This is a genomic window from Acinetobacter sp. EKM10A (assembly GCF_011075215.1).
Classification (GTDB): domain Bacteria; phylum Pseudomonadota; class Gammaproteobacteria; order Pseudomonadales; family Moraxellaceae; genus Acinetobacter; species Acinetobacter baumannii.
This window is the reverse complement of the sequence record NZ_JAALLK010000021.1, coordinates 1-26,325: the sequence shown is the minus strand read 5'-3', so window position 1 is coordinate 26,325 and position 26,325 is coordinate 1. Positions and strand designations below refer to the sequence as shown.

Genomic DNA, 26,325 nt, shown 5'->3' with positions numbered 1-26,325 from the left:
GAAAAGGAATATCTTTTGATATTCCTTTTAAAAGTCTTTTAAATCATAACGTGACTGAATATTAAGTTTTGAAAAAATATTTTTTGAATGCGTTTTCGTTGTATTCAAGCTAATAAATAGTTTTGATGAAATTTCATTATATGAAAAACCATCTTTTAATAATTTAAAAACCTCACACTCTCTTTTTGTGAGATCGTATTGATTAATTGTTTTGCAATTATTTTTATAAAATTCATGGTTGGAAATAATTTTTGTTAAAAAACTTAAACTCAGGTAGTCATTGTTTTTATTTTTATTTTTTAAAAAATTAATTATTCCAAATGCTTTATTTTTATGAGTTAGATGTAATTGTATAATATTATAAGCATCTTGTTTCTTTAAAAATTCATTATAAAAAGTCGATTTCTCATAATCAGATTTATTCATATAGTCAAGTTCGCATACTATATTGCTATGATTTAAAAAGTAATTTCCTATTTTTTTTGGATGTAAATTATCTAAATCTTTATAATATAAATGATAAAGCTCTATAAAATTATCATCAATACCTAGTGAACAGTCATAGCTAATTTCATTTTTCGTATTGATATTCCAATAAATCATTGGAGATTCATATACATTTTTATTTAAAAAAGTTAAAAGACTGAGATGTTCAAAAGATTTAGAGGTATAAATCTCATCAAGCTCATTAAAAACTTTCATATAGTTTGAGCGGCTCAACATAATCAGTCATCCTGTAATATTAAATTACGTGATGAATTCAGAGCGATCATTATATTTCTTAATTAACTTCTTATTAAAATTGGAATTTTCCCAAACTCAAGAATTAATTACTTAAAGAAATACTGGTATGTCCCTTATTCATCTACTTGCTAAGTCCTTCAGCAATGAATAAATATTAACATGTTAACTAATTTTGTCTATATTCGTTTGAAATTATTTAACTTTAAGCTTGATTTTTTATTTTATCTATATGATTTTATTTAGAATTATGTCGAATAAAAATTAACAAGAACTACACCTGTAATGATAAAAGTGATACTAGTTAGGCTTGAAATATTTAGGCTTTGCTTAAACAAAAAATAGCCAATAAAAGCTTGCCAAGATGATACCCATACCAGACCATACTGCGTAAACAATTCCAATTGGTAATTCTTTTACGATTATAGAGAGCAAATAGAAGGAAACTATATAACCGAGGATTGTAATGAAACTAAAAAGAGGTTTGGTAAAGCCATCAGAAAGCTTTAAAAAAAAGTTGTAGCAATTGTTTCGATTAATATAGCAATACATAATAAGAATTTAAGCATCAGAAAATTATCCCGATAATAAAAAAATAACAATCTCCCAAATCTGAGAGATTGTCCTTAATTCATTAATTTATTGCGTCATCAGCATACATATCAGCGATAATCTTCCAGTCTTGATCAATTTCTTGCCATAAAAAGAGACTTTTCATTGTAAAATGATCATTTCTATCATCGGTATAAACTGTCCAATTTACCCATGTGAGTATTAATTGCTTGCTTAATTCAGTGCTTTTAAAAATACGAAGATTAACATCACAAGATCCCTCTACAAGATCTTTTAGTAAGTTGATTAGTTTATTTTTACCTGTATATAACTCAGTCGTACCTTGCCCACTAATCTCGGTTTTATCTACATAAAGATGATCAAAGATTCCTTGTACATCTTTTTGCTTCCAAAGCGTTTGTAGGAGCTCCAATTTGGTATTCAAAATTGTTTTAGGCATGATTTAACGTCTCCCGTTGGCATAGCCTTCCAATTGGTGGATAAATTTCGCAGTTGTAAGTAATAGTGATTTGAAGTGTTCTTTACCCCAAACACTTGCTTTAGGGATAGCGCTAATGACGTCCCAATATTTAGAGCCTTCCATCATTCCATCTGCGACCACCTGACTGATGACATGGCTCGGTGTTACACCAAAGCCAGAATATCCTTGTACAAAGAAAACATTTTTATGTTCAGGATGATTGCCAATCTGTGGGAAGAGGGTGGCTGAACATTCCATAGGGCCACCCCATGCTAAATCGATATGAACATTTTCTAAATAAGGAAAGATTTTCAGCATTAATTGTCTATTCCATTTCTTTAAGTCAGATGGAATATATTCCGTGATTGCTGTCGCAGAACCGAATAACAAACGGTTTTCATTAGTTATCCTGTAATAGTCAATTACAGGGCGAATATCACTAAAAGCTCCACGAATAGGGCTTATGCGATGGATGAGTTCATCACTTAATGGCTCTGTCATAAGTTGAAAAGCATAAGTATTGATGGTCTTTTTATGTAAATAAGGCTCTAAACGATTTAAAAAAGCTCCACATGACCACAATAATTTTTTCGCTTTAACTGAACCTTTCGGTGTTCTAACTCTGATTGTTTCACCGTAGGTTACTTCTACAGCAGGAGAGTATTCGTAAATTTGTCCTCCTTGGTCGGTAAAAGCTTTCGCTGACCCCAAGAGCATATTGAGAGAATGAAAGTGACCATTGCCCATATGTTTTAACGCACAGGCATAGCTATCTGAACCGACTATTTTTTTTACTTCAACACCTTCAAGAAACTCAATTTCAACATCATTGTTAATACTCTTGTATTCTTTTTCCCATTGTCTTAATAATTTAGCTTGACGATTGTTAAATCCGAGATAGCCGTATCCCCATACCACATCTGCATCAATATTATATTTTTGGATACGCTCTTTAATAATACGCGAGCCGGAATCACTGATTTCAAAAATTGTGTTTAAGCCATCTTGTCCAACAAATTTTTTAATACGATCAAGATCATGTCCAATTCCAGCCATAATATGGCCACCATTACGACCTGACCCCCCAAATCCAATATAATTAGTTTCAAGAATGGCGATACTTTTTATACCGCGTTCAATTAGTTCAAGACCGGTATTCACACCAGAGAATCCACCACCAATAATGACTACATCTACATCAATATCATCCTCCAAATTTGGAAAGTGTAAGTCATATTTTTTTGTGGTCGTATAATAGGTTGTTGGCATTTCAACTGATAACATGATCTATATCCTTATTTCTGAAAGGTTTTCCGAAACCAATAAAAGATGAGTGAAGTTAATAAAATAAGTACTGCGCTAAGTAGTTCTTTAATAGAGCCGTAGCCAGCTTCTTCTGTATAAATCACACCAATGATTAAAATAATGAGGGTATAAATAGAGAGAAGGTAAGCAAAAGGAATCCATTTTTGACTAAGCTTTATTTCTCGATTTTGTTGTTTGTATTTATTTTTTAATAAGCAATAACCTGTTAATGCAAAAAATATTGAAAGTACATAACCCAAATTTGCTGCAATTAGGATTGCTAATGGTGATTTAAGGAAAATAATCATAAGTACATTAATCACTACTGCAACAACAATGCATCTTTCTGGAATATTGTGTTTGTTCAACTTGCTGAATTGTTTTAAGGTGAGCCCTTCTTGTGCCATACCGTATAAGGCACGCGATCCATCGGCTATACCTGCATTCACACCCATAAATAGCGCAAAGAGTAGAGAAATACTAAATAATGGTGTCCAGCGCTCACCAGTAAGTTTTATAAACATATCGATATAGAAACCGTTGGGATTAGCTAGAGCTGTTTTGGCATCAACTAGTCCTGATATACCAATACCGACAAATAGAAAAACCAACACGGTGTAAAAACCAGAACTAATGATTGAAAGCTTCATATCCCGAGTGGTTTTATATTCAGGTGCAAAACTCGCGCACATCTCGGTACCGTATGAACTCCAACAGACTAAAAATAACCAGATAGCTAAAACTTTAAAGCCACTTAGTGTTGTAAAGTGCTCCAAATGAAAGTTTTGCCATAATCGCTCTAATTGCCAATCACTACTAAAAGGGGCCAAAGCTAGAACAGAGACTGGGATTAAAAGAAAAATCCCCATAATTTTTGAGACCTTTGCAGCAAGGTCAATTCCTCGTCGATTCAGGATCCAAAATAAAATGATGATTACAATTGCAAATATTTGGGGTAATTCCAGACTAGTAAAACCTAATGACAAAGTGAAATGGCTTTTAGGGAACCATTGTTCTTTGATAATTGAACCGGCACTTACACCAACAATTGATAGAACTGCAGACCATCCCATCCAATAACCAAAAGATGCAATGGGACCAGCCAACGAAAATTTATTTTTCCAGCCTTCTGTTGCGATGAGGGCAATGCCACCCGATTTATCTGGAAACATAGTGGCTGCTTCTAAGAAGAACCAATTTTGCAAACTGCCAATTAAAGCTGCGAAAACCCATACAAAAATTGCGGTAAATGCTCCTAAATATCCGAGTGCAAAACCGAAAGACGCAAAAATTGCTCCTGAGACACTCATTGATAGAGCAAAAGCATCTGTCCACTTTAATGTTTTATCTAACAACATCTTTAATTCCATTTAAAAGATTGTTTGATTATTTAAGCTGCAAATTAATTTTTAAAAATCACCCATTCGGGTGATTTTTTATGAACACAGAACATGGATGATTCTTATGCAGAGAATGCTAGGCAAACCATATCAACAAGGAGGCTTGAGATGGAAATTTATAAAAGGCTGCCTTTTCTTTTAATTAGTTTTTTAATGACAAACGTGACATATGCTCAATCTCAAATGGAAGAATTAAGCTCAATTCATATAACTGGGAATGTGCTTCTGGCAAATCAATACAACTTTCGCGGTGTATCTATGACTAATAGGAAACCAGCTATACAAGGGGGGATTAATTTCTCTCATAAGTCTGGAGCTTATTTGAATTTATGGGCGTCAAATCAAAATGTCTATCCTGAAAGCTCTATAGAGGCTGATATTTTTTTAGGTTACATCTGGAGTTTAAGTGAGCATTCCTACTTAGACATCGGAGTTGTAGATGTTAACTATGTGGGTTCACCAAGTGAATTGAATGCTGATTTCAATGAGTTCAATTTAATTTATAACCGGGTCAATTTGTTCATGACCAAGGATAAATTTAGTGCCGCACTTTATTTTTCACCAGATTACACAACCAGTTCTGGGAAAGAATATTATACAAATATTTCATATAGTTACCCTTTAAACAATACATTTAACTTATTTGGTTCAGCCGGTTATACCTTACTTGAAAATAAGGAAAAGTTTCTACAAGTGTTTGGTGGTGAGGGAACTCAAAAAGCTTACGTCGATTACAAAATAGGAGTCCGCGCAACACTTAAAGGGTTAGACGCGGAATTATCATGGATTGATACCACGATTGATACATCTAATAAAAATATGCAAGGGACGCTCTACTTGAGCGTTGGGAAAAACTTTTAGAGTACTGAAAAACATATTGTTATTGATTGAAATATATAAGGTGTACCTATGTCGTTTTTTTACAAGATTGGCAAATCTTAGTTTGTTATTAATAGCCCGTCAGGCATGAATTCAGCATTTTTGAAAAAGTTTTCATGTGTAAATTGAAATAAATGTAGAGGTAAGCAAATGGCTTTAACAAGTATCGGAAAACTCAACCAGCTTGAAGATTTGGATGGATGGGGACAGATTACAGATCTAGGTGGTGAAGTATTAGATGGTTCACCAAATGTAAAGGTCTTCGGAAAAATGTCTTTAGGTGCCCCTACAGATGCGATTAGCTCAGGTTATTTTGGTACAGAAAAAGGTAAATACCGATTGGTATACCCATTCAGTGAGCAGGCTGTGATTGTTTTTGGTGAGGTAGCTATTACTGATGAATCAACTGGGGTGACTACAACATTTAAAGCAGGTGATTTCTGGGTAGTCGAAAAAGGAACTTCAACGGTATGGGAAGTCAAATCAGACTTCTTTATCAAACATTATTTTGCTGTTGTCTAAACCGTTTAAACATCAAATCAGTGTGCTTTTTCCCATTAAAAAGATGTCATTGATTTGATGTTTTATTCTTTTATTTCAATTAAAGTGAACAATTTTAAAAGCTAAAATTAGTCGCTTTATATACATGATCATAGGAAGATTGTATGAATACGTCTATGTATATAAATGGTCAAACAGTACTAGGGACAGGTAAAACGATTGATGTTATTAATCCAGCAACATTGGATGTAATAGCAACTGTCTCATCAACGACACCAGAACAGCTAGATGATTGTATTGCCAAAGCAAAGCAAGCTTTTGCAACCTGGAAAAATGTAGATGACCAAAAAATCGTACAGGCATTTCATGCAATTGCCGAAGATATTTTGTCTCAAAAAAATGAGCTTGCTACTCTTATTACTCAAGAACAAGGGAAACCCGTTTTTTTGGCACAACTAGAGGTTGAGCTTACAGCGCAGTGGATCAATTATATTGCAAGTTTAACGATTCCAGTCGAGCATTATCAGGACACGAACGGGAAAAGGATTACGGTTTATAACCGTCCATTAGGTGTTATTGCTTCTATTACACCGTGGAACTGGCCATTTATGATTGCTGCTTGGCATCTTTTTCCAGCGCTAAAAACTAAAAATTGCGTGATTAATAAGCCATCAGAGTTTACGCCGTTGAGTACTATTAAGCTGGTCGAGATTATCAATAGACATTTACCTGCCGGTGTATGTAGTCTGGTATTGGGAGATGGGCAAATCGGTAGTGCGCTTACAGCACATCCGGGTATTGAAAAAGTAACCTTTACAGGCTCAACAAGTACAGGGCAACGCATACTACAAAACTCAATCGAAACATTAAAAAGTGTTGTACTTGAATTGGGCGGAAATGATGTTGGGATTGTTCTGGATGATGTAGATGTTGAAACTACATGCCAGAAGCTATTTATGTCCGCTTTTTTAAATGCTGGCCAGACTTGTGCATGCCTGAAAAGATTATATGTACATGACAATATCTATGATCAAGTGGTCCAGAAACTTACCGAGATTATTAATGCTCAGGTATTAGGGGACGGCTTGGTGGCTTCGACAACTTTTGGCCCTGTACAAAATAAAATGCAGTTCGACAAAGTGCAGCGTTTGATTGAAGATGCAATTGAACAAGGTGCGACTATAATCCATTCTCATCAAGCACTACCTGAAAAAGGTTATTTTATTGCCCCGACTCTTGTTGTAGATGTAAATGAAGAAACAGCAATTGTAGAACAAGAGCAATTCGGTCCTGTTTTACCTATTTTACGCTTTAGTGATATTCATGAAGTCATTGAATCTACCAATCAAAGTGAATTTGGTCTAGGCGGTTCGGTCTGGACTAAAGACTTGCAAAAAGCACAGGAAATTGCCGAAAAAATGGAAACAGGGACGGTCTGGATTAATAGCCATGCAGATCTTTCCCCGGAAGCAGCTTTTGGGGGCTGGAAGCTTTCTGGTTTAGGATATTCTTTTGGTATGGGTGGTCTGCTGCAATATACCCATAAGCAATCAGTTCATATAACAGAAGCCTGATTTTTTAAAAATATCAGTTGTATCTTTCGCCATTTAAGTTTTTTAAATGGCTTTTTTTATATAAATTAGTTACTTATTAAAATATTAAGAATGTCGTTTTTTTACAAGTGATCTTTAGTTTTTTCATTTAATTTAAAACTCATGACAGCAATCTGAAGTTCATAAAATTCTAGCTAAAGAGTTTTCTATTGGGTTAATGAATATGCTGCATAAGACAGGTCGATTTTGAAAATCTTATCTTTAAGAGAATGAAGAGCAAAATAGACAGAGCTATATAGTTTTATTCTCGTTCGCGGGGAGCTTATATGAATAATGGAAATAATCTGAAAAAAGGCAGTCTAGGACTATGGACAGTCGTATTTTTTGTTGTTGCAGCAGCATCTCCATTGACTGGAGTCGTGGGTGCAATGCCTTTAAATTTTATGTTAGGAAATGGAGCAGGTGTACCCGGCTCTTTTATTGTAGCTGCCTTACTACTGATTATTTTCAGTTTTGGTTTTATAGCTATGAGTAAATATATCGTCAATGCTGGCGCTTTTTATACTTATATTGTACAAGGTTTAGGTGTCGGGCCAGGTATTTCGGGGTTAAGCATTGCTATTTTGGCCTATACAGCTATCCAATTGGCTGTAACTGCAATGTTTGGTTTTTTTACTCAACACTTGGTTGTTTCTCATTTGGACATTGATATTCCTTGGTGGGTTTATGCTTTGGCTATGCAAGTTGTGGTCATGATGCTTGGTGTCGCCAGTGTTGAAATTGGAGGGAAGATCCTAGGTCTCTTAATGATTCTTGAAGTGGGTATTATTTTGCTAGTTGATATTGCGATATTCCAGAGACCGATAAATTTTGAATTTACTTCATTTCACCCAAGTACAATTTTTACTGATCATTTTGGTATTTCAATGATATTTGCAATCTGTTCATTTATAGGATTTGAGGCAGCGGCAATTTATTCTGAAGAATGTATAAATCCTAAAAAAGTGGTGTCTAGGGCTACTTTTATTGCAGTAGGTTTAATCGCTATATTTTTTGTGTTTACCACTTGGAGTTTTATTCTCTATAGCTCATCTGGAGCTATTGTAGCAATAGCTAGCAAAGATCCGGGAATGTATGTGTATGATGTAGCTACCGCTGTTTTAGGTAAATGGTCAGTAGACGTAATGTCGGTTTTATTATTAACGAGTCTATTTGCTGCTACTCAGGCTTTTCATAATTCACTTGCACGATATATGTATACCATTAGTCGTGATGGCTTATTTTGGTCAAAGCTTTCAAAAACTCATGCTAAACATCAAACCCCATATATTGCCAGTATTGTTCAAGGCATTATCATAATGATGTGTATTGTCGTATTCGCAGTTATGCATTTTGATCCGATGATTGATATCTTCTCATGGTGTTCAGCTTTTGGAAGTATGGCAATTTTAGCTTTACAATTTGGCGTAAGCTTGGCGGTTATTTCATATTTTATTAAAAATAAAGACCTCAAAGTTAGCATGTGGAGCCGCTTAATTGCTCCAACTATTTCAAGCATAGGAATGGCTTTTATTCTTTATCTTGTGATTAAGAATTTAGATATCATGAGTGGTAGTAATAGTCCGACTATTTATATTATGCCTATAATTTTATTTATAAGCATTATTGCTGGGTTAGTAACTGGTGCTTTCTTAAAGAAAAGACATATTGATCTTTATAATAATATTTATAGTTTAGTTAAAAGAATTTAATAAAAAAGGCGATGTATAATCTCTTATGCATCGCTCCCTCTATGAAGAATAGCAAAAACTAAAATAATTTATTAATAAGTCGTTTTTTTACAATATTTAACTGTCCTCCCTCTGTTAAAAATAATTACTCCAGACGTATTTATCCATTCATTTATAAGGACATAAGAGCGATGAATAAAAATTTATACCGTTTTATTACACTCTCAGGAATATTAATGGCTGCATGTAAGACACATGCAGATATTGAACTTTATAAAACTGATGATACACAAATCTCAGCGAATATCATTGCAACTATAGGGACCTTTTATAGTAAGAAAAATTATATTCCAAATGCTGAAAATGAAAGTTATAGCTGGCAAGAAGGGTATCTGCAATATGGTCTAAATGCAGAACAAAAAATTGGGGAATTAGGTTCTATATATAGTAAAGCCAACTTAGTGAGTGCAGGTACTTGGGGGGATGGTGATGCAGCAGGTTTTACTGATGGTGATGAACGGGCAACAAAAATTGAAGATGCTTTTGTTGGCTGGAAATCAGGCGATTTAATTCCATGGCTTGGACATAATGGGTTAGATATTTCTTTTGGTCGGCAAAGTATCTGTTTTGGAGATGGTTTTCTGATATGTGCAGATGCACCGAATGTCGGGCATTCACCTCTTTTAGGTGAAGCTTTCAACCGTAAAGGTGGTGGAACCTATTATTTGGCAGGGCACCGAAATTTTAAAGATACCGTCGTGGTTAAACTTGGAAATCAAGAGGGCTTACACGGTAGCCTCTCTACTTTTAAATCTAATAATGCAATTCAAGCCTATTCAAAGTTTTATGCTGCTACCTTAGATTACACTGATACTAAAAAAGGAACTCTAGGCTTTACTTATTTACATAATGAGTCTATTGATCAGGCTTTTGCAAAACAGGTTTCATCAATTTTATCTGACCGGGAAGGAATGAATGTATATAGCTTACGTGGTCTAGGTAGCTTAGGTATAGAAAATACACTTTTTGGTTTTGAATATGCGGTTCAAGACAAACGCGATGCCAATACTGAAAATGCTTGGTATATAAAAACTGGCTATACCTTCAATACCGCCTGGAAGCCTTCTTTTACGCTGAGATATAGCCGTTTTTCAGAAAAATGGGACAACTTGTTCGTTGGTGCGTTGGAATATGGAAAATGGTTTCAGGGAGAAGTGGCATATAACTATTCAGGACCATTTAATGCCAATACACAAATTTCAAATTTCGGTTTTAGTGTCAGTCCTCATGAAAAAGTAACATTAGGATTGCAAGCCTATGATTTTGATACTTTAAAGAAAGAAAATAATACTGATTTATCGGGCCAAGAGCTTGATTTATATGCTTTATGGTTTGTGAAACCCAACCTCACAGTATCTCCATTATTGGGAATTTATAAACCGAAATATGATTTGGCACATAACGGTTTACAAAATGGAGATGATAAAACCAATCTTTATGCACAACTGGTTTTAAATCTCTCATTTTAAAAATTAGTGAATTTAAGTTTCCTTGGGAAGTAAGCAGGGTTGTTGAACAACCCTTTATTTAATGAATGATGTGGATATTTGAATGATGAATTTCTTGGCTCCTGAAGAACAACTTACTCTCATACAGCGTGGTACACATGAGATCATTTCAAAGGATGATCTTCTAAAAAAGTTAAGAGAAAATCGCCCGTTAAGAATTAAGGCCGGATTTGATCCGACCGCTCCGGATTTGCATTTTGGTCATACGGTTCTTCTTAATAAACTTAAGGTATTCCAAGATTTAGGTCATCAGGTATTTTTTCTTATTGGCGATTATACCGCTAGAATTGGAGACCCTTCTGGTAAAAACACAACACGACCTCCATTATCACGTGAACAGGTTCTCGAAAATGCAAAGACTTATCAAGAACAGGTTTTTAAAATTCTTGATCCGTCAAAAACCAAAATTGTTTTTAATTCCGAGTGGTTTTCTCAAAAAACGGCTGCTGATCTTATTCAATTGGCTTCACAACACACTGTTGCACGTATGATAGAACGTGATGATTTCAATAAACGTTATAAACAACACCAGCCTATCGCAATTCATGAATTTTTATATCCATTAATTCAAGGTTATGACTCGATTGCGCTTGAGGCTGATGTTGAGATGGGCGGGACTGATCAGACCTTCAATTTGTTAATGGGACGTACATTACAGGAACGTTATCAGCAAACACCACAAGTGTGCATTACTGTTCCTCTTTTAGAAGGTTTAGATGGGATGAATAAAATGTCTAAATCTTTAGGAAATTATATTGGGGTATTTGACACACCGGGTACAATGTACCAAAAAATTCTTTCACTTCCCGATTTATTAATTGAACGCTATTTTGATTTGCTTAGTTTTAAAACAATAGATGAAATTAAAGTCATACTTCAAGAGATGTCTGAAGGCCGTAATCCGCAAGAAGTTAAACGTATTCTTGCCTTGGAATTGGTAGAGCGTTTTCATGGTCCCGAAGCTGCTGCAACTGCAAATAAAAGCACAGGTAATATTATTACTCATGGAGAAATCCCGGCAGATATTTCAGAAGTCTTCATCTCACGTAGCGAATTTGGAGGTGAAGTATTTATTACTTCTATTTTACGTAAAGCTGGTTTAACTACAAATGCAGCTCAAGCTAAAGATGCTTTGAGTAGCGGTGCTGTAAAAGTTGACTGGGAAAAAGTAGATTCCACATATTCTGTAAAAAAGAATGGGACTTTCATTATACAAAGTAGTAAAAAAGCAATTGCAAAGGTTACTTTTATAGATTAATGCTTAGTAGTATCTAATATTATATGTGAAGCAATTGTTCAGTAATTACAATTGCTTCACTCTATCTATTTTAAATATCACTATAAATAATTTTTGAGCTGCTTATTTATTCTCAAACTTAAGAAACTTATAAATCCACAAATTGCCATAATGAGTGTCATGGCTAGTGAAGAGTCTGGGCGATAAAGTAATACTGTAAAATAACTGGCTAATGCACCGAAGCCAAATTGGAAAGATACCGCGAGTCCGGAAACTGTACCTGCTGCTTGAGAAAAAATATTTAATAAATTTGCGATTGCATTTGCTCCAATAGCTCCTGTTACTCCTACAAACATGAGTAATCCAATGATGAGATAAAAGGGATGGTGAAAATTTAATAAGCTAATTAGTAATAAATAAAAACCTGAAATACAGGCGACTAACGTAAATGCCTTAAGAAGTTTGTAAGATGAGTATTTTCTTAAAAAATAAGTGTTTAAAATCGTGAATATAATAATTCCAGTAATATTAAATCCGAATAAAAATGCATACTGTAATTGGCTAAAGCCTATTTGATCTACAAATATAAATGAAGATGCTGTGATATATGCAAACATTCCGGCAAATGTTCCGCTTAAAGCAAAAATAAAACTCCATGCTCTGCTATCTTTAATTACTGCAATATAATTTTTTATAAAATGAGGTCTGCTATTTTTGGGGAATTCATTTGGAATACGAAGAAAAACACCTAATAAAATACTTGCCGAAAACAGGGATAAAAGTTTAAAAATCGCATTCCAACCAAAATGTTGTGTTAACAGACCACCTAGAGTTGGGGCAATAAGAGTGGCAATCATGGTAATGATATGCATTAAAGACAAGACTTTAGGGATATCATTCTGTTCAAATAAATCTTTGACCAAAGCTCTCGAAATGACAGAGGCGCTAGCCCCGCCAAGAGCCTGTAAAAAACGGAAAAGAGTCAATTGCTCAACCGATTCAGATAAGGTACAGCCTATTGAGGCAAAGATATAAATCGAAATACCTATAATTAGTATTTTCTTTCGACCATATATATCCGATAAAGGCCCATAAAATAGCATGCCAATACTAAAACCAACCAAAAACACCGTAATGGTTTTTTGAATCTGCTGGGCAGAACTCGCTAAATCTACAGACATTTGGGGAAGGCTTGGGAGATACATGTCAATTGATAGGGGACCGAATGCAACTAAAGCTCCCAACAGTCCGATTAATGCATAATTTTTCGATTTCATATTAATTACTGTTGAATATGCTGATTACGAAAATCTGATGGACGAATTCCTGCATGTCTTTGGAAGAAACGACTAAAATATGCTGGATCTTTAAAACCAAGCTGATAACAAATTTCGTTGATTGAGTCATCTGTGAAAATTAATAGCCTTTTAGCTTCTTGCATTTGACGATCAAAGATAAGTTTTTTAGAAGAAATATCAGCTAAACGTTTGCAAATTTCATTCAGTCTAGCTTCTGTAATTGCCAAGTGGCTTGCGTACTGGGCTAATGACCAATGTTCCATAAAATGGTCTTCAATCAATTCATTAAATTTTCTAAAAATAGATAATTCATTCTTACAGTTTTTCACACGCAGTGGAGCAGCATTGCTGAGCCGTAATACATTGAGAAAAATTAGATTGATCAAGCTTTTTAGAGCTAAGTCCTTACCATCCTGATTTGCCTCGAATTCCAGTTTAAGCTGATATAAATATCTTTCAATTTGGTCCATACTTTGCTGGAGCATGGGTTCTAAATTATTTCTTTGTAAACAAATTGGGATAAAATTTTGTATTTGAAAACCGTCTTCTAAGAGCGACCAAATAATATTTTGCTGTACCGTGAGTACATGGCCTTCGCAGTTAGGATCGGTAATAAATGAATGAGCAACAGAAGGTGGGGTAAAAAAGAAAACAGGTGCCTGGCATACATATTTCACGTCATCTAGAAAAATTCGGACAGTGCCTTTAGTTAAAAAATGTATTTGAAAAAAACGGTCATGCCGATGTGCTGGCATTTGCATTCCAAAAAACAGAGCAAGCTTGCTTAGTGCTTCATAATGAATTTCAGCATCCGCATAGCGTTGGTCATAGACCTCACCCATCTTTAAATTAGGAATCATTCCATTTTTCATACTATTAGTTCCTTGGAAAGTATGCTTTTTAAGAATACATGAAAAAACACTTGAAATTAGTTAACATATTAACTATAAAGTTAACATATTAACTAATTGTTAGAAAGTCTATTTCCGATGAAACAGAAGAAATATGGAGTAAGTACCTGATGGATCACTCAAAAGAGATCAAATTGGATGGTAATATTTTTGGTATTGCTTTGAATTATAAGTGTTTATATCAAACACTCCAAAAAAGTTTTAATGAAAAACCCTATGTAAAAGAGCCGGTTAAACCTGTTTTATTTATTAAAACGCCAAATACCCGAAATAGTAATGGTGGGGTGGTTGTAAAACCGCAGCATGAAACTTTACAAGCTGGTCCTGCGCTAGGTGTGGTTATTGGGAAAAGTACCAGTCGAGTAAAGGAAAGTGAAGCTGCTGGCTATATTGCGGGTTATGTTGTTATCAATGAATTTAGCCTTCCTGAAGATAGTTATTATCGACCAGCAATCAAAGCGAAATGCCGTGACGGTTTTTGCGCTATAGGTCCTGTCGTAGCGAAAGATCAAGTACAAAATGTCAATGCATTAACCCTGCGCGTGTATGTGAACAATGAAGTTGTACAGGAAGGGACAACTGCAAATTGGGTGCGCACACCGGAACAGCTTATTCAGGAAATTAGTGAATATATGACGCTCAATGAAGGGGATATTCTTTTGACAGGTACCCCACTGGGCCGGGCTGATCTTCATGATGGAGATACGGTGACTGTTGAAATTGAACAAATCGGCAAAGTCACAAACACTGTTCAGGAACAGGGAGCATAGTTATGAAGACAGCTAAAATTAAATATGAAGGACAAATTTTTGATGTTCAGGTAAATGACAATTTAAGTATTGTGTTACCTAATGGTCAAATCCTTAAGGAAGAGCAAGTTGAATGGTTACCTCCTGCAAATGGGACCATGTTTGCACTTGGCTTGAACTATGCAGATCACGCACGTGAACTAGCATTTGAACCACCAAAAGAACCTTTGATTTTTATTAAAGCCAATAATACTTATACAGGGCATAACAAACAAACTTGGCGTCCAGACCATGTTGAATATATGCATTATGAATGTGAGCTTGTCGCTGTCATTGGTAAGACTGCCAAAAATGTAAAACGTGAAAATGCCTTGGAATATGTACAAGGCTATACCTTATGCAATGACTACGCGATTCGAGATTATCTGGAAAATTATTACCGTCCAAACTTACGCGTTAAAAACCGTCAGGCAACCACACCTGTTGGACCATACATTATCGACCGTGCACAAGTTCCTGAGCCAAATAACCTTGTATTGAAAACATGGGTTAATGGAGAACTTCGTCAAGAAGGCACTACAGCAGACATGATTTTTAATGTGCCATTCCTCATTGAGTACATCTCGTCATTTATGACCTTACAACCGGGTGACATGATCGCAACTGGAACACCAGAAGGCTTATCTGATGTGGTTCCGGGAGATGAAGTTGTCGTTGAAATTGAAGGTATAGGCAAGCTACGGAACTATATCGTTTCAGAAACTGAATTTTTTAATACTGTGAAATAAAGGAATTTTCCATGATTAAGCATTGGATTGATGGTAAAGAAGTCGCTAGTGACGAGACATTTACAAACTATAACCCAGCTACTAACCAAGCCATTGGTGAAGTAGCAAGTGGCGGCCAAAGAGAAATTGATTTAGCAGTTGCTGCTGCGAAAAAAGCATTTCCAAAGTGGTCCAAAACACCAGCAAAAGAACGTGCACGACTAATGCGTCGTTTAGGCGAACTCATCGATCAAAATGTCGGAAAAATCGCAGAGCTAGAAACTTTAGATACAGGCCTGCCGATACATCAGACGAAAAATGTTTTAATTCCACGTGCATCACACAACTTCAATTTCTTTGCTGAAGTATGTACCCGCATGGATGGCCATACATATCCAGTTGATGACCAAATGCTGAACTATACGCTACACCAACCCGTAGGCGTATGTGCACTAGTTTCACCTTGGAATGTACCGTTTATGACGGCGACATGGAAAACAGCACCATGTTTAGCTTTGGGTAATACTGCGGTATTAAAAATGTCGGAGTTATCACCTCTAACCGCGAATGAACTTGGGCGTTTAGCTTTAGAAGCTGGTATTCCAGAAGGTGTGTTCAACGTAGTTCAGGGCTATGGAGCAAATGCTGGGGATGCACTGGTAAAACATCCTGACATTCGTGCAATTTCATTTACCGGTGGTACTGCTACTGGTCGTAAAATCATGGCCAATGCAGGTTTGAAAAAATATTCAATGGAACTTGGTGGCAAATCTCCAGTTGTTATTTTTGCTGACGCCGATTTAGAACGTGCTTTAGATGCAGCATTGTTTACGATCTTCTCGTTAAATGGTGAACGTTGCACTGCAGGTAGTCGTATCTTTATTCAAGAATCTGTATACGATGAATTTGTAGCTGAGTTTGCACGCCGTGCAAAAAATATCATTGTTGGAGATCCTCAAGATCCAAATACCCAAGTCGGTTCAATGATTACCCAAGCGCATTACAACAAAGTCACGGGCTACATCAAAATCGGGATTGAAGAAGGTGCAAATCTAGTTGCAGGTGGTTTAGAGCGCCCAGCAAACTTACCTGAGCATTTAAAAAATGGTCAATTCATTCAGCCAACAGTATTTGCCGATGTTGATAACCGTATGCGTATTGCCCAAGAAGAAATCTTTGGGCCAGTGGTGTGCTTGTTAAAATTCAAAGATGAAGCAGAAGCATTACGTCTTGCAAATGATGTTGAATATGGATTGGCTTCATATATCTGGACTCAAGATATTGGTAAGGCACATCGCCTTGCGGCAGGTATTGAGTCTGGCATGGTCTTTATTAATAGCCAAAACGTACGTGATTTACGTCAGCCATTTGGTGGCGTGAAGGCATCCGGTACAGGCCGTGAAGGTGGCGAATACAGTTTTGAAGTATTTACAGAAGTTAAAAATGTTTGTATTTCAATGGGCTCACATCATATTCCGCGTTGGGGCGTGTAATTTATAAATATAGTTTAGGGAAGAAATATTATGGGTAAGCTAGTTCTTGCAGCAAAAATTACACATGTTCCATCTATGTATTTGTCTGAACTACCTGGTCCTCACCAAGGTTGCCGCCAAGCAGCTATTGATGGGCATAAGGAAATTGGGCAGCGTTGTCGTGATTTGGATGTAGATACTATTGTTGTGTTCGATAGCCACTGGTTAGTGAATAGTGCGTTTCACATTAACTGTGGTGAACATTTCAAAGGAATTTACACCAGTAATGAACTTCCACATTTTATTAAAGATATGGAATTTGAATATGATGGCAACCCGGTTTTAGGCCAGTTGATGCAAGAGGAAATTGCAAAAACAGGCGTCCGTGTTCAGGCCCATAACATTAAAAGTCTCGAGCTGGAATATGGCACTTTAGTCCCGATGCGTTATATGAATCAAGACCGTCGTTTTAAAGTCGTTTCAGTCTCTGCTTTTTGTACATCTCATTCATTACAAGATAGCCGTAAATTCGGTGAAGGTCTTATCAAAGCAATTGAACGTTACGATGGCAATGTTGCAATTTTCGCCAGTGGCTCACTATCACATCGCTTCATTTGGGATTGGGAAGCGCAACGTGGAATGGATACCTATACACGTGAGTGGGATCGTCAAGTCGATAAACATGTCGTGAAAATGTGGGAAAACGCTGAATGGGCAGAGTTTTGCGCAATGTTGCCAGAATATGCCGAGTATTGTTTCGGTGAGGGTGGTATGCATGATACAGCAATGCTTTTAGGCGCTTTAGGCTGGGATAAATATAACCAACCTGCTGAAATTATTACACCAGCTTTTCCTAGTTCAGGAACAGGGCAAATTAATGCAATTTTTCCATTAATGCCCAATACATAATCAAGGAGTGAAAGATGCCACACTTTATTGCTGAGTACAGTGCCAACCTTGAAAACTCTGTAGATTTTCAGGACTTGTTTAAAACCGTAAATGACTTTTTAGGAAATACAGGTGTCTTTCCTTTAGGTGGAATACGCAGCCGTGCTATTCGTCTAGAGAAATATCGTATAGCAGATGGCCAGCATGACTATGCATTTGTACACATGAGTTTAAAAGTAGGAGCAGGGCGTGATTTAGAAACCAGACAAAAAGTTGCTATTGAACTCTTTGGCCTGATTGAACAATTTTTCCAACCTTTGAAAGAGCAGCGACTTTTGGCAATTTCATTTGAAATGACAGAACTTGATCCCGTTCTTAATTTTAAATCGAACAATATCCATCAGTTTTTAAAAAATCAGGCTTGAGGCAGGGAAGTCGTATGTTAGATAAAGCCAAAATTCAAGAGTTAGCAATTCAACTCGATGAAGCTGAAAAAACTGGTCAGCAAATACGCCAGTTTTCACTGCAATATCCTGAGATTACCATTGATGATGCATATGCCATTCAAAAAGCATGGGTAGAGCATAAAATTGCTGAAGGGCGAAAATTAGTTGGTCATAAAATTGGGCTCACTTCACGTGCCATGCAGGTTTCTTCAAATATTACAGAACCTGATTATGGGGCATTGCTAGATGATATGGTATTTGAAGAAGGCTCAGATATTCCAATGTCACGTTTTATTGTGCCTCGTGTTGAAGTTGAATTAGCCTTTATTTTAGACAAACCGTTATCTGGACCAAACTGCACTATTTTCGATGTACTGGATGCGACTCGTTACGTGATCCCGACGATTGAAATCATTGATGCACGTTTACACAATGTTGATCCGGAAACTCAAATCACCCGTAAAGTTTTTGACACCATTTCAGATAATGCTGCCAATGCTGGCATTGTTATGGGTGGACGACCAATCAAACCGAATGATCTCGACTTACGCCGGGTTTCAGCAGTTTTATACCGTAATGGCGTCATTGAAGAGTCCGGTGTTGCAGCGGCCGTACTTAATCATCCGGCAAAAGGTGTTGCTTGGCTTGCCAATAAACTGCATCCACATGGTGTTACATTGCAGCCAGGACAAATTATTTTGGGTGGCTCATTTACCCGTCCTGTAGCAGCTCGTGCAGGTGATACATTCCATATTGATTATGATCAACTTGGTTCAATTGCTTTTCGCTTTGTATAAAGGAGCATGATCATGGTGAATACGGTCAATTACTTTAAACAAAAGCTTAAAACCGAGCAACAGATAGGCATGTGGGTGGGCTTAGCTGATGGTTACTGTGCAGAAATTGCGGCAAATGTTGGCTATGACTGGTTGCTCATTGACGGGGAGCATGCTCCGAATGATGTGCGCAGTATTTTAGCCCAACTACAAAGTATCGCAGCTTATCCAAGCCAAGCGGTCGTGCGGCCGGTTTCAGGTGATGTACCGCTTATTAAGCAATTACTAGATATTGGTGCACAAACTCTACTTATTCCAATGGTTGAATCTGCTGAACAGGCTGAATTGATGGTGAAAGCAACCCGTTATCCACCAGAAGGGATCCGAGGAGTTGGAGCTGCGCTTGCTAGAGCTTCACGTTGGAATAATATTTCAGACTATTTACAAACTGCGGATGAACAAATCTGTCTTTTGGTTCAAGTTGAATCTAAAAAAGGCTTAGATAATCTTGATGAAATATTAAATGTTGATGGTGTTGATGGCATCTTTATTGGCCCCGCGGACTTGTCGGCAGCGCTTGGCTATCGAGGTAATCCGGGTCATGAATTTGTCCAAAATATTATTGTACAGACCATTCAGAAAATCCGAGCAGCAGGCAAGGCGGCTGGCATTTTATCTGCTGATGAAAAACTGGCAAAACAATATCTTGAACTTGGGACTGAATTTGTTGCTGTTGGAGTAGACACCAGCTTACTCATGAAATCGATGAAGCAACTGCTCTCAAAATTCAAAAATGTTGATGGACCAGTATCGACATCACCAAGTGTCTATTAAAGGAATAAAGAATCATGCAATTAAAAGATACATCATTATTAAAACAACAGGTTTTTATTAATGGTGAATGGCTGGCGGCTGCAGATCAACAAACATTTACTGTTACAAACCCTGCCACTGGTGAAACTATTGCCAATGTTGCTTCCGCAACAGAACAGCAGGTAGAACATGCAGTCAAAGCAGCTGAACAGGCTTTGGTTACATGGAAGCTGACTACAGCAAAAGAGCGATCACTTTTGTTAAAAAAATGGTATCAGTTGATTATTGAAAATCAGGAAGATCTTGCAATATTACTTAGCCTTGAACAAGGTAAACCATTGACTGAAAGCCGTGGGGAAATTCTCTATGGTGCAAGTTTTATTGAGTGGTTCGCTGAAGAAGCCAAACGTGCATATGGCGATATCATTCCCCATGATAAGCAAGGCCGGCGTTTAGTTGTTATCCGCCAACCTGTAGGTGTTGTAGCAGCCATTACCCCTTGGAATTTCCCCAATGCCATGATTACTCGTAAGGTTGGTCCAGCTTTAGCTGCTGGTTGTACGGTGATTATAAAGCCGGCATCGGAAACGCCACTATCAGCATTTGCCCTAGCTGTATTGGCTGAGCGTGCAGGTATTCCTAAAGGTGTTATTAATGTGGTGACTGGTAGTGCACGAATGATTGGTGCAGTACTGACTAAACACCCATCAGTACGGAAAGTATCTTTTACTGGTTCTACTCAAATTGGCAAGTTGTTGATGGAACAATGCTCTTCAACAATGAAAAAAGTCAGTATGGAACTTGGTGGTAATGCACCATTTATTGTGTTTGAAGATGCTGATCTTGATCGTGCAGTGGAAGGTGCGATTGCATCTAAATTCCGCAATAGTGGACAAACATGTGTATGCACCAACCGCTTATTAGTTCAGGCTTCTGTTTACGACGTATTTATTGAAAAATTAAGCATTGCAGTTGCAAAACTCAAAGTGGCACCAGCTTTCGAAAATGGAGCAGAACAGGGGCCTCTCATCAATGAAAAGGCGGTTGAAAAAATTCAAGAACATATTTTAGATGCCACTTCGAAAGGTGCAAAAATTATTTATGGTGGTCATCGACACGGTTTAGGCCAGACTTTTTTTGAACCGACAGTTTTAGCCAATGTAACTACTGACATGCTAGTTGCTAATGATGAAACCTTTGGGCCTTTAGCACCAGTATTTAAATTTGAAACAGAAGAGCAAGCCATTGCTATGGCCAATGATACTGAGTTTGGATTAGCTTCCTATATTTATACACAAAATCTAAGCCGAGCTTGGCGAGTGGGCGAGGCATTGGAATATGGTATGGTTGGAGTTAATGAAGGTATTATCTCAACTGAAGTTGCTCCTTTTGGTGGTATCAAAGAGTCTGGTACGGGTCGAGAAGGGTCAAAATATGGTTTAGAAGACTATCAAGAACTCAAATATATGTGTATGGGAATTTAATCCTAACAGATTTAAAAAAATCACGTGTATTATGCCAGAATTGTTAATATATTAACAATTCTGGCAATCAAAATATTTTTTAGACACAGCAATATTATTAATTAAATAGTTAACATATTAACTATTTGAAATAAAATTATAGCAATAAGATTTCATCATGCAAGGAGTAAGCAATGAATGACACGATAACGGCTATTGAAAAGGAAAATTTAAGTGCGGAAGAAAGAAAAGTTGCTTTCGCTACAATTATCGGCACAACAGTCGAATGGTATGATTTTTTCATTTATGCGGCAGCCGCCGGATTAATTTTTAAAGATCTTTTCTTTACACCTGCTGGTAGCTCTTTAGGGACCATACTTACCTTTGCAACAGTTGGATTAAGTTTTCTGTTTCGTCCATTAGGCGCTTTTTTAGCAGGCTATATGGGGGATCGTTATGGCCGTCGTTTTGTGCTTGTGATGACGTTAGTTCTGATGGGACTAGCAACCACAAGTATTGGTTTGCTGCCAACTTATGAGTCTATCGGTATTTGGGCGCCCATTTTATTACTCATTTTAAGGATATTACAGGGGCTAGCCGCAGGTGGTGAGTGGGGTGGAGCTGTATTAATGGCGGTAGAACATGCACCTTCACATAAAAGAGGACGTTTTGGAGCATTTCCCCAAATAGGTGTACCTTTGGGCCTTATTTTAGCCTCAGTTATGTTTGCGCTAATGACAGGGGTTATCTCTCCTGGAGATGCATTTATAGAATGGGGTTGGCGAATTCCTTTTTTATTTAGTATCGTTTTATTATTTGTAGGGCATTGGATACGACGTACGGTTGAAGAAAGCCCAGTTTTCGAAGAAATAAAACAACGTAAAAGTACCTCGGCTACCCCTATTCGTGATCTATTTAAAAATCATGCTCTTCTCGTTATTTTAGCTGCTCTTGTTTTTGCAGGTAATAGTGCGTGTGGTTACATGACTACTGGCGGCTTTATTCAAAATTATGCAACAAATCCCGAAGGACCTCTAGCTTTATCAAGAACCCCTATTTTAATTAGTGTAACCTTGGCATCTGTCGTGTGGTTAATTTCAACATGGTTTTCAGGCGTTTTGTCTGACAGTATTGGCCGAAAGAAAACATATATTTCGGGATGGGGTGTTCAATTCATTGCTGTTCTAACTTTATTTCCATTAGTTAATACAGCTTCAATCCCATTAATCGCTTTAGCTTTATGTTTTCTTGCATTGGGAATTGGCCTGACTTACGGTGTGCAGTCTGCTTTTTATTCTGAACTTTTCCCTGCTTCTATCCGGTTTTCAGGAATTTCAATTTCATATGCACTTGGTGCAATTTTAGGAGGCGCATTTGCCCCGATGATTGGAGCTTGGCTTATTGATATCACTGGAACAACATTCGCCGTTACGGCTTATTTATCATTAATGACTTGTATTGCTTTTCTTTCAACCGTCTCTCTAAAAGACCGAACAGGTATACCTTTAGGACCGGATTATGAAAAGGAACAATCAAAATCTCCTGTGATATGGCATCACGATAAATAAAAAAACAATGAATATTAAAAAATAAGCATCAATTTCTATTGGTGCTTTATTTGTTTGGCCATAAGAAAAATAAAGGATAGATATTCTTCTTTTGAAACTATGAAAAGTACAGTTTTAACTTTTAAAAGTGCATTAATCATTGAGGTGAATTTCTTAATAATGGCTTTATGAGTATCAAACATCGTATGTAGACAATGAAGTCTATAGTGGAATGATTTTTAATTGAATGGAAACAATATTATGGAAAATACAGTTTTAAATCTGGATTCTGATGTGATTCATGCTTGCGAAGCAATCTTTCAGCCAATACGACTTGTATACACTCACGCTCAAACGCCAGATGTTTCTGGAGTTTCAATGCTTGAGAAAATTCAACAAATTTTACCTCAAATTGCAAAAAATGCAGAAAGTGCCGAGCAATTACGCCGTGTACCTGATGAAAATATAAAACTTCTTAAAGAAATTGGACTACACCGAGCGTTCCAACCAAAGGTTTATGGCGGTCTAGAAATGAGCTTGCCGGATTTTGCCAACTGTATTGTGACTTTAGCAGGCGCATGTGCGGGAACGGCTTGGGCATTTAGTCTTCTTTGTACTCATAGCCATCAAATTGCGATGTTTAGTAAACAGTTGCAAGATGAAATCTGGTTAAAAGATCCGGATGCAACCGCAAGTAGTTCTATTGCTCCTTTTGGTAAAGTAGAAGAAGTTGAAGGTGGAATTATTTTAAACGGTGATTATGGCTGGAGTAGCGGTTGTGATCATGCTGAATATGCCATTGTCGGTTTTAACCGTTTTGATGCTGATGGCAATAAGATTTATAGTTTTGGTGTGATTCCGCGTAGTGACTACGAAATTGTAGATAACTGGTATGCACAAGCGATTAAAAGTAGTGGCTCAAAAATGCTAAAGCTTGTGAATGTATTTATCCCTGAATACCGCATTTCCAAAGCTAAAGATATGATGGAAGGAAAGTCGGCTGGTTTTGGTTTATATCCTGATTCAAAAATTTTTTACACACCATACCGTCCTTACTTCGCAAGTGGTTTTTCTGCAGTGAGTTTAGGTATCGCAGAACGTATGATTGAAGCCTTTAAAGAAAAACAACGAAATCGTGTTCGTGCTTATACAGGTGCTAATGTAGGTTTGGCTACACCTGCATTAATGCGTATTGCAGAATCGACACATCAAGTTGCTGCTGCACGCGCCTTACTTGAAAAAACATGGGAAGACCATCGTATTCACGGATTAAATCATCAATATCCAAATAAGGAAACACTGGCTTTTTGGCGAACAAATCAGGCGTATGCTGTCAAAATGTGTATTGAAGCTGTTGATCGTTTAATGGCTGCTGCTGGTGCAACAAGTTTTATGGACAACAGTGAACTACAACGTCTCTTCCGTGATGCTCATATGACTGGTGCTCATGCATACACAGATTATGACGTATGTGCACAAATTCTGGGGCGTGAATTAATGGGTATGGAACCAGACCCAACCATGGTTTAAGTGAAGGGATAAAGGAATATGAACGCAATGAATCAATTAAATACAGCTATTGTAGAAAAAGAAGTGATTGACCCTATGGCGTTTCGCCGTGCTTTAGGTAATTTCGCAACAGGTGTTACCATTATGACTGCTCAAACTTCATCGGGTGAGCGTGTAGGTGTAACAGCAAATAGTTTTAATTCCGTTTCATTAGATCCAGCTTTAGTTTTATGGAGTATTGATAAAAAATCTTCTAGTTATCGGATTTTCGAAGAAGCCACCCATTTTGGTGTGAATATTTTATCTGCTGCTCAAATTGAATTATCTAATCGATTTGCACGCCGAAGCGAAGATAAATTTGCAAATATTGAGTTTGACTTAGGTGTGGGCAACATACCACTTTTCAAAAACTGTTCTGCAGCTTTTGAATGTGAGCGGTATAATATTGTCGAAGGCGGTGACCATTGGATTATTATTGGTCGTGTAGTGAAGTTCCATGATCATGGACGTTCTCCACTTTTATATCACCAAGGTGCATATTCGGCAGTATTACCTCATCCAAGCCTGAATATGAAGTCTGAAACGGCTGAAGGTGTATTCCCAGGACGTTTATATGACAATATGTACTATTTGCTAACTCAGGCTGTACGTGCTTATCAAAACGATTATCAACCTAAACAATTAGCAAGTGGTTTTCGTACAAGTGAAGCACGTTTATTACTAGTTTTAGAAAGCAAAACAGCTTCTAGTAAGTGCGATTTGCAACGTGAAGTAGCAATGCCAATTCGTGAAATTGAAGAAGCGACTAAAATTTTATCTGAAAAAGGTTTATTAATTGATAACGGTCAACACTATGAGTTAACTGAACAAGGTAATGCATGTGCGCATATGCTGTATAAAATTGCAGAAAGCCACCAAGAAGAAGTCTTTGCAAAATATACGGTTGATGAGCGTAAGCTGTTTAAAAATATGCTCAAGGATCTGATTGGTATTTAAAAACAAAAAAACTTACTAAAATGAAGGGGTGACACCCTTCATTTTTTATTGAATTATTATTTTAGTTTTTTAATCATGAATTCAGATGACCGCTACTGGACAACGATTTAACACTACTTGAAAATAAGTTAATATATTCACAAACTTGTCTTTTTGGAACAGAATGAAACCCATCCGTCCATCTTTAACATTAGCGCTATTGGAAGCTCGTGAAGCAATCATGTCTCATTTTCGTCCAGCACTCAATGAGGTAGGATTGACTGAACAACAATGGCGTATTATCCGAATTTTATATCAATATGAAGAACTAGAGAGTAATCAATTAGCAGAACTGGCGTGTATTTTAAAACCAAGCTTAACCGGAATTTTAAATCGGATGGTTGAGCAAAAACTGATTCAAAAGCGTAAAGATTATGATGACCAAAGAATTAGTTTAATTAGTCTTACTGAAAGTGGCCTTGAATGTTTTAAAACTCAAGCAGTGAAAATGGAAGCTTCTTATCAAAAAATCCAAGAACAATATGGTGAAGAGAAGATGAAACAGTTGTTGGAATTATTAAAGGATCTTTCAAAAATTAAGTTGAATTAAAGCAAGAGATTAGTTTAGCTTTTTTATAAAGATGAATATCAATAAAAAAGAGACCAACTTGTGGTCTCTTTTTATTCTTAGATCGCTTCTTTAGTCATCTCACCATTCACCAGTCTTAAAATCTGCAACGGATTACTGTCTTTTAAGGCTTCCG

Annotated in this window: 24 protein-coding genes and 2 pseudogenes; 18 read left to right on the top strand and 8 right to left on the bottom strand. The window is 36.8% G+C overall.

What is annotated here, in order from left to right:
* Positions 1-27: 27 nt before the first annotated feature.
* The 5 genes and pseudogenes from G9371_RS17635 to G9371_RS17615 form a co-directional block, all read right to left on the bottom strand.
* Positions 28-723 carry a helix-turn-helix domain-containing protein gene (locus G9371_RS17635; RefSeq protein WP_024437452.1) on the bottom strand — a complete coding sequence of 232 codons (696 nt, stop codon included), beginning with the start codon at positions 721-723 and terminating at the stop codon, positions 28-30.
* A 266-nt stretch (positions 724-989) separates the two neighbouring features.
* A pseudogene (locus tag G9371_RS17630) lies at positions 990-1,310 on the bottom strand (DMT family transporter).
* A 65-nt stretch (positions 1,311-1,375) separates the two neighbouring features.
* Positions 1,376-1,753, bottom strand: a complete 378-nt coding sequence (locus G9371_RS17625) for a hypothetical protein (protein WP_002047467.1) — start codon at positions 1,751-1,753, stop codon at positions 1,376-1,378.
* A gap of 3 nt (positions 1,754-1,756) precedes the next feature.
* Positions 1,757-3,043: an NAD(P)/FAD-dependent oxidoreductase gene (locus G9371_RS17620; RefSeq protein ID WP_228132222.1), complete on the bottom strand. Its 1,287-nt coding sequence runs from the start codon at positions 3,041-3,043 to the stop codon at positions 1,757-1,759.
* Between the two features lie 26 nt (positions 3,044-3,069).
* Complete coding sequence (locus tag G9371_RS17615; RefSeq protein WP_029423775.1) at positions 3,070-4,437, bottom strand: APC family permease; 1,368 nt, start codon at positions 4,435-4,437, stop codon at positions 3,070-3,072.
* Positions 4,438-4,530: 93 nt separating this feature from the next.
* On the opposite strand from G9371_RS17615, the gene G9371_RS17610 reads away from it, so the two are divergent.
* From G9371_RS17610 to tyrS, 6 genes are all read left to right on the top strand, one after another.
* Complete coding sequence (locus tag G9371_RS17610) at positions 4,531-5,340, top strand: TorF family putative porin (RefSeq protein ID WP_223241041.1); 810 nt, start codon at positions 4,531-4,533, stop codon at positions 5,338-5,340.
* A gap of 168 nt (positions 5,341-5,508) precedes the next feature.
* Positions 5,509-5,880 (top strand): cupin domain-containing protein, encoded by a 372-nt coding sequence (locus G9371_RS17605; protein ID WP_029423773.1) that lies wholly within the window; start codon positions 5,509-5,511, stop codon positions 5,878-5,880.
* A gap of 143 nt (positions 5,881-6,023) precedes the next feature.
* The gene (locus G9371_RS17600) at positions 6,024-7,433 is read left to right on the top strand and encodes an aldehyde dehydrogenase family protein (RefSeq protein WP_029423772.1); all 1,410 of its coding nucleotides are present in this window, start codon (positions 6,024-6,026) and stop codon (positions 7,431-7,433) included.
* Between the two features lie 305 nt (positions 7,434-7,738).
* Positions 7,739-9,163 (top strand): APC family permease, encoded by a 1,425-nt coding sequence (locus G9371_RS17595; protein ID WP_029423771.1) that lies wholly within the window; start codon positions 7,739-7,741, stop codon positions 9,161-9,163.
* A gap of 170 nt (positions 9,164-9,333) precedes the next feature.
* Positions 9,334-10,671 carry a hypothetical protein gene (locus G9371_RS17590; protein ID WP_029423770.1) on the top strand — a complete coding sequence of 446 codons (1,338 nt, stop codon included), beginning with the start codon at positions 9,334-9,336 and terminating at the stop codon, positions 10,669-10,671.
* An 82-nt stretch (positions 10,672-10,753) separates the two neighbouring features.
* Positions 10,754-11,968, top strand: a complete 1,215-nt coding sequence (gene tyrS, locus G9371_RS17585; RefSeq protein WP_029423769.1) for a tyrosine--tRNA ligase — start codon at positions 10,754-10,756, stop codon at positions 11,966-11,968.
* Positions 11,969-12,048: 80 nt separating this feature from the next.
* Here tyrS and G9371_RS17580 read toward each other — a convergent pair whose 3' ends face one another.
* Complete coding sequence (locus G9371_RS17580) at positions 12,049-13,224, bottom strand: multidrug effflux MFS transporter (RefSeq protein WP_029423768.1); 1,176 nt, start codon at positions 13,222-13,224, stop codon at positions 12,049-12,051.
* Between the two features lie 5 nt (positions 13,225-13,229).
* Positions 13,230-14,117, bottom strand: a complete 888-nt coding sequence (gene hpaA / locus G9371_RS17575) for a 4-hydroxyphenylacetate catabolism regulatory protein HpaA (protein ID WP_002047245.1) — start codon at positions 14,115-14,117, stop codon at positions 13,230-13,232.
* 149 nt (positions 14,118-14,266) lie between these two features.
* On the opposite strand from hpaA, the gene G9371_RS17570 reads away from it, so the two are divergent.
* From G9371_RS17570 to hpaR, 12 genes are all read left to right on the top strand, one after another.
* The gene (locus G9371_RS17570; protein ID WP_029423767.1) at positions 14,267-14,926 is read left to right on the top strand and encodes a fumarylacetoacetate hydrolase family protein; all 660 of its coding nucleotides are present in this window, start codon (positions 14,267-14,269) and stop codon (positions 14,924-14,926) included.
* A gap of 2 nt (positions 14,927-14,928) precedes the next feature.
* Positions 14,929-15,693, top strand: coding sequence for a fumarylacetoacetate hydrolase family protein (locus G9371_RS17565; RefSeq protein ID WP_029423766.1), 765 nt, complete (start codon positions 14,929-14,931; stop codon positions 15,691-15,693).
* Positions 15,694-15,704: 11 nt separating this feature from the next.
* Positions 15,705-17,165 carry a 5-carboxymethyl-2-hydroxymuconate semialdehyde dehydrogenase gene (hpaE, locus tag G9371_RS17560; protein ID WP_005124000.1) on the top strand — a complete coding sequence of 487 codons (1,461 nt, stop codon included), beginning with the start codon at positions 15,705-15,707 and terminating at the stop codon, positions 17,163-17,165.
* A 30-nt stretch (positions 17,166-17,195) separates the two neighbouring features.
* Positions 17,196-18,053, top strand: a complete 858-nt coding sequence (hpaD, locus tag G9371_RS17555) for a 3,4-dihydroxyphenylacetate 2,3-dioxygenase (RefSeq protein ID WP_002047303.1) — start codon at positions 17,196-17,198, stop codon at positions 18,051-18,053.
* A gap of 14 nt (positions 18,054-18,067) precedes the next feature.
* Complete coding sequence (locus G9371_RS17550) at positions 18,068-18,457, top strand: 5-carboxymethyl-2-hydroxymuconate Delta-isomerase (RefSeq protein ID WP_029423765.1); 390 nt, start codon at positions 18,068-18,070, stop codon at positions 18,455-18,457.
* Positions 18,458-18,471: 14 nt separating this feature from the next.
* A complete protein-coding gene (gene hpaH / locus G9371_RS17545) occupies positions 18,472-19,275 on the top strand; it encodes a 2-oxo-hept-4-ene-1,7-dioate hydratase (protein WP_002047348.1) in 804 nt (267 codons plus the stop codon).
* A 12-nt stretch (positions 19,276-19,287) separates the two neighbouring features.
* Positions 19,288-20,088: a 4-hydroxy-2-oxoheptanedioate aldolase gene (hpaI, locus tag G9371_RS17540; RefSeq protein WP_005124002.1), complete on the top strand. Its 801-nt coding sequence runs from the start codon at positions 19,288-19,290 to the stop codon at positions 20,086-20,088.
* A 14-nt stretch (positions 20,089-20,102) separates the two neighbouring features.
* On the top strand, positions 20,103-21,551 hold the full coding sequence (locus tag G9371_RS17535) for an NAD-dependent succinate-semialdehyde dehydrogenase (RefSeq protein WP_005124003.1): 1,449 nt from the start codon (positions 20,103-20,105) through the stop codon (positions 21,549-21,551).
* Between the two features lie 173 nt (positions 21,552-21,724).
* A complete protein-coding gene (locus G9371_RS17530; RefSeq protein WP_024437880.1) occupies positions 21,725-23,098 on the top strand; it encodes an MFS transporter in 1,374 nt (457 codons plus the stop codon).
* 240 nt (positions 23,099-23,338) lie between these two features.
* Complete coding sequence (locus G9371_RS17525; RefSeq protein WP_005124005.1) at positions 23,339-24,607, top strand: p-hydroxyphenylacetate 3-hydroxylase oxygenase component; 1,269 nt, start codon at positions 23,339-23,341, stop codon at positions 24,605-24,607.
* A gap of 27 nt (positions 24,608-24,634) precedes the next feature.
* Entirely contained in the window at positions 24,635-25,582 is a 948-nt protein-coding gene (locus G9371_RS17520; RefSeq protein WP_002047311.1) for a p-hydroxyphenylacetate 3-hydroxylase reductase component, read from the top strand.
* 163 nt (positions 25,583-25,745) lie between these two features.
* Complete coding sequence (hpaR, locus tag G9371_RS17515; protein WP_002047403.1) at positions 25,746-26,171, top strand: homoprotocatechuate degradation operon regulator HpaR; 426 nt, start codon at positions 25,746-25,748, stop codon at positions 26,169-26,171.
* A gap of 77 nt (positions 26,172-26,248) precedes the next feature.
* Here the strand turns inward: hpaR and G9371_RS19385 are convergent.
* Positions 26,249-26,325: pseudogene (locus tag G9371_RS19385) on the bottom strand (ketoglutarate semialdehyde dehydrogenase); the annotation flags it as partial.